This is a genomic window from Longimicrobium sp. (genome assembly GCF_036554565.1).
In the GTDB taxonomy this organism is placed as follows: domain Bacteria; phylum Gemmatimonadota; class Gemmatimonadetes; order Longimicrobiales; family Longimicrobiaceae; genus Longimicrobium.
The window spans coordinates 1-4,200 of sequence record NZ_DATBNB010000190.1 but is presented as its reverse complement, the minus strand read 5'-3'; the positions used below and the strand labels follow the sequence as shown (position 1 = coordinate 4,200).

Here is a 4,200-nt window from a genome sequence, read left to right as displayed (position 1 = left end):
GACGAGCCTAGGCGAGGACGGGTGAGGGCCCCACGGCAGCCGAGGCCTCGGCTACGGTGACCGCTGCCGCGCCCGGGCTGAAAGGTACCCGCGGCTGGATCCTTCGGCCCGCGTCGTCTGTGCTCCGCGTGAATGCGGCGCGCCTGGGCCTCGGGATGACAGGCCTGGGGGGATGTGCGAGCATTGTGGTGTGCCCGGAGGACAGCCACGAGAAAGCCCGCCGCGATCTGCGAGATCGCGGCGGGCTTCGTTCGTCGTTCGCCTTCGTGCTACAGCAGGAAGTGCGAAAGCAGGTCCGGCGTGATGACGGTGCGCTCGTCCACCTCGTCCCACAGGTCCTTGTGGGGCTGCTGGGGGCCGGTGCCGTGGAACAGGTGCACCAGCACGCCCTCGTTCTTGGCGGCGCGGATGGCGGGGAGGAAGTCGCTGTCGCCCGTCACCAGGATGGCGCGGTGGATCCGCTGCTTCACCGCAAGCATCGCCAGGTCAACGCCCAGGTAGATGTCTACCCGCTTCTGCTCGAAGATGGGCCGCTCCGACTCACGGTCCGTTCCGCGGTACTCCAGCTTGCCCTCGCGCACCTCGAAGCGGTTGAGCCGCGTGAGCGCGTTGAAGAAGCGCTGCTTGTTGTCGTACCGGGCCTGGTCCTCTTCCGAGGGGTTGGGGCCCATGTACGGCAGGCAGTGGTAGTAGTAGGTGCGAAGCAGTTCGTGCGGCCGCGCGAGTTCCGAAGACAGCTTGCCGAAATCGATCCGCGGCGATCCGCAGTCGCGGGACACGCGGTCGAAGTATCCGCCGTCAATGAAGATGGCTGCGTTCATCTGGTGCCGTCCAAGTAAAAACAAGACCCGCCGCACGGTGCGGCGGGAGCCGTAGCAAAGGATGCGCGGCCGTGGAGCCGCGGCGCCCACGGCCCCGTGCCGCGCGGCCCCCCGTGCGCCTTGGAATTACCGCCCACGGCCCCGCTTGTCAAGCACCTTTACAATCGCGCCATTCTATTGCGGTGCACGGATTTGCATCACCTGTGGCGGCTTCGGCTGCTCCCGTTTTTGGGAGCAGTAGTCTGCGGGACACCTGCTGCGGACATTCCTTGCCCTGTCGACCATGCCGGCCGTCCGCGTGGCCGTTCGCACTCTGGCGGGTGAAGGATGGAGGTTGCCTCCTAGTTCTCCCCCGTGTTCTCCTCGGCCGATTCCAGCAGCGCCGCCTCGGCGGCGTCGCCCGAGATCAGCAGGGCCACCTGGTCAGGGAGCGACTCGCGAAGCGCCGCCTGGATTTCGGTGCGCTCCTGCGGGGTGACGCCGGGCGGGCTCCGGTCCGGGATGGTAGCCAGGGCCAGGCCGGCAACCCCCGCGGCGGCGGCCAGGGGAAGCAGGGCGCGCAGGCGAACGGCCGTGCGCCGCGACTGCCGGCGGCGGGCCAGCGGCATTCGGGCATCCGCCGAAATGCGCGCGCGCAGGGCATCCCAGTCCACCTCGGGCGCGGATGCTACCGCGGCGTCGTGGAGCGCGGCGGCCAGCGCGGGGTCGCGCGAAAGTTCGTCCATCATCCCTCCTCCTTGCGGTCGTAGGCGGCCAGTTCCCGCCGCAGCGCCTGGCGTGCCTCGTGAAGGTGCCAGCGCACGGTGCCGTCGGAAATCTCCAGGATTTCCGCGATCTCGGGGCCGGCGAACCCTTCCAGTTCGAACAGTTCCACGATCACCCGCTGCCGCTCGGGAAGCCGCGCCATCGCGGCGATGAGGCGCCCCCGAAGCTCCGCGCGCTCGGCGCTGCGCTCGGGCGAGCATCCGCCCGCGGCGGTGCCGTCGGGGATCTCCTCCGTGGTCCGCACCGCACGGGCCTTGCGCGCGTTCAGGCCCCGGTTCACCAGGATGCGAAAGAACCAGGGCGAAAAGGCGCGGCCGGGGTGAAAAGCGTCGATCTTCTGCAGCACGGCCATGAAGGTTTCCTGCACCAGGTCTTCCGCATCTTCGCGGTTGCCCAGCAGCCGGTACGCCACCGCGAACGCGCGGCGCATGTACCGGGTGACCAGCGTGTCGAAGGCGGCCGCGTCGCCCTGGCGCACCCGCTCCACCAGCGCGGACTCGTCCTCCGCCACCGGGGCGGAGGATGCCGCGCCGGCCTGCGCCGGCGCAAGCGGCACGGCCGCGAGCGCCGGGTTCACGGCGGCCGGGGGGCGGCTTCCCCGCGCGGGCGGGGAGGCCGCCCCTCGCGGAGGGGGCGGCGGCGCATCTCCGGGTGGCGCGCCCGCATCTGTTCGTGGCGCGCGCGCGCCTCTTCGCGCAGCACCCGCCGCGCCCGGGTCCGCTGCTCGTCGGAAAGCACGCCGTGGGCATCGCGCACGGCGTCCGCGATGTTCTGGCGCATCTCCCGCATCAGCGGCTGCATGGGCTCGGGCACCCGCCGCTCCTGCCGCATCCGCCGCATCTCGTGGCGGCGCTGCTCGGCATCCATCCGCTCCAGCTCCGCCTGGCGCCGGGCCATCCACCGCTGCCGCTCCTCCGCCAGCCGCCGCCGCAGGGGGGCGTTGCGCGCCTCCAGCCCCCGGCCGATCTCCTGGATGCGCCGCACCTGTACGTCAGTCAGCCGCAGCTGCTCGCGGTGGCGCAGCAGCACCTCGAAGGCGCGGCCGTCCTCGGGGGAAAGCGCTTCCATGGCGCGCGGGCGTTCGGGATGCCGGCCGCCGGGCTGCGCGGCGGCGGGGGCGGCCACGGCGGCCGCCAGGGCAATCAACAGGACGCGTGCGGACATGCTCATGGGACACTGCTCTCGTGTGGACGGACCGTTTGCGACTTCATCCGGAATACAGCGGAGCGCACGCGAACGTTGGGGCGAGCCCGCACGCGCGGGTTGCGGATGGCCGGGCGCATGAATATAGTCGTTACGTGCGCATGAGCAGCGTCCGTTGCGCGCCTCCCCTCCCGCAATGACTTCCCCGAAAGCGTTCCGATGCGATTTTTCCGCAGCCACCTGGCGCTGTTCGCCGCCGCCGTGTTCCTGGCCACCTCGGCCGATGCCCAGCGCGCGCCGCGCCGTCCGCCGCTTCCCGCCGCGGCCGACACCAACGACGCACGCGCCTACTACGACCTGGGCGTCCGCAGCATGGCCCGCCGCCCGGATCTGGCCGCCGACGCCTTCTACTGGGCCGTGGAGCTGAGACCCGGATGGGCCGATGCGCTGTACGGGCGCCACACGGCGATGCTGCTGCGCGATCCGCGGCGGATGATCCAGTACCAGAGCAGCGGGCGGGCCCGCTCGTCGGCCGAGGCGCGGCAGATCGACTCGTTGTACCTGCGCGCGCTGCGCAGCGATCCCTTCGTCCAGCGGCGCTTCGAGCCGGACCTGACCCGCATGTGGATCGGCGCGCTGATCGTGGGCGGCGACCCCACCCAGGTAGACGACCAGACGCTGCTTTCGTACTATACCAGCCAGGTGATGGCCGACCTGCCGCCCATCATGCGTGCGCGTGTAATGGCGGCGCAGGGAAAGATTCCCGAGGCGGCGCAGGCCTTTGGCGAGGCGCTGCGCAGCCGCCGCAACAGCAGCGAAACCCGCGGGTGGATCCTGCAGGAGCGCGCGCGGATGTTCGCGCTCGTGGGCAACAACCAGAGGGCGCTGTCGGACCTGGACTCGGCGGTGAACCTGCAGGTGGAGCGCGACGAGCGCGAGCTGGTGCGCTTCTACGAGAGCAAGGCGGTGATCCACCACAGCCGCGGGCTGATCTTCGAGCGCACGGGCAAGGCCGACGTGGCGCGCGAGGCGTATTCCCGCGCGCTGGAAGAAGACCTCTCGTACGCGCCGGCGCACCTGCGGCTGGCATTGCTGGCGCTGGCCGCGGGCGACACCGCCACCGCCGAGGGCGAGATGCGGCTGGCGGCCGAAACGGCCCCGGACGACGCCACGCTGCGCATTCTGTACGGCACCCTGCTGTCGCGCCTGCGCAGGCTGGACGAGGCCGCCACGCAGCTGGAGGCGGCCACGACGCTGGCGCCCCACCACGCGGACGGCTGGCTGGTGCTGGGAATGGTGAAGCAGCTGCAGGGTGACGACAAGGGAACGCTGCGGGCCTGCCGCGAGTACCTGGCCCGCGCCCCCCGGGACGACCCGCGCCGGGCACAGGTGGAACAGCTCGTGGCCACCGCGCCGGAGGGCCAGTGAGCGCCCGCCGCCTGCGCGCCGCCCTGGCCCTGGCCGCGGCGCT

5 protein-coding genes are annotated in these 4,200 nt (G+C 71.5%); 1 reads left to right on the top strand and 4 read right to left on the bottom strand.

Features of this window, described 5'->3' with window-relative positions; all coding sequences use genetic code 11:
- Positions 1–269 precede the first annotated feature (269 nt).
- From VIB55_RS05190 to VIB55_RS05175, 4 genes are all read right to left on the bottom strand, one after another.
- Entirely contained in the window at positions 270–821 is a 552-nt protein-coding gene (locus tag VIB55_RS05190) for an NYN domain-containing protein (RefSeq protein WP_331021060.1), read from the bottom strand.
- Positions 822–1,162: 341 nt separating this feature from the next.
- Positions 1,163–1,549: a hypothetical protein gene (locus VIB55_RS05185; protein WP_331875604.1), complete on the bottom strand. Its 387-nt coding sequence runs from the start codon at positions 1,547–1,549 to the stop codon at positions 1,163–1,165.
- Positions 1,546–2,163, bottom strand: a complete 618-nt coding sequence (locus tag VIB55_RS05180; protein ID WP_331875603.1) for an RNA polymerase sigma factor — start codon at positions 2,161–2,163, stop codon at positions 1,546–1,548. The genes VIB55_RS05185 and VIB55_RS05180 overlap by 4 nt, the downstream gene beginning before the upstream one ends.
- Entirely contained in the window at positions 2,160–2,756 is a 597-nt protein-coding gene (locus tag VIB55_RS05175; RefSeq protein WP_331875602.1) for a hypothetical protein, read from the bottom strand. Before VIB55_RS05175 ends, VIB55_RS05180 begins: the two co-directional genes overlap by 4 nt.
- A 192-nt stretch (positions 2,757–2,948) precedes the next feature.
- Between VIB55_RS05175 and VIB55_RS05170 the strand changes: the two genes are divergently transcribed.
- On the top strand, positions 2,949–4,157 hold the full coding sequence (locus VIB55_RS05170; protein ID WP_331875601.1) for a tetratricopeptide repeat protein: 1,209 nt from the start codon (positions 2,949–2,951) through the stop codon (positions 4,155–4,157).
- Positions 4,158–4,200: the final 43 nt, after the last annotated feature.

Excerpts from the sequence above, each read along its gene's own strand:
- VIB55_RS05175 (WP_331875602.1), bottom strand. The coding sequence starts at position 2,756 with ATGAGCATGTCCGCACGCGTCCTGTTGATTGCCCTGGCGGCCGCCGTG.
- VIB55_RS05170 (WP_331875601.1), top strand. The coding sequence starts at position 2,949 with ATGCGATTTTTCCGCAGCCACCTGGCGCTGTTCGCCGCCGCCGTGTTC.
- VIB55_RS05190 (WP_331021060.1), bottom strand. The coding sequence starts at position 821 with ATGAACGCAGCCATCTTCATTGACGGCGGATACTTCGACCGCGTGTCC.
- VIB55_RS05185 (WP_331875604.1), bottom strand. The coding sequence starts at position 1,549 with ATGATGGACGAACTTTCGCGCGACCCCGCGCTGGCCGCCGCGCTCCAC.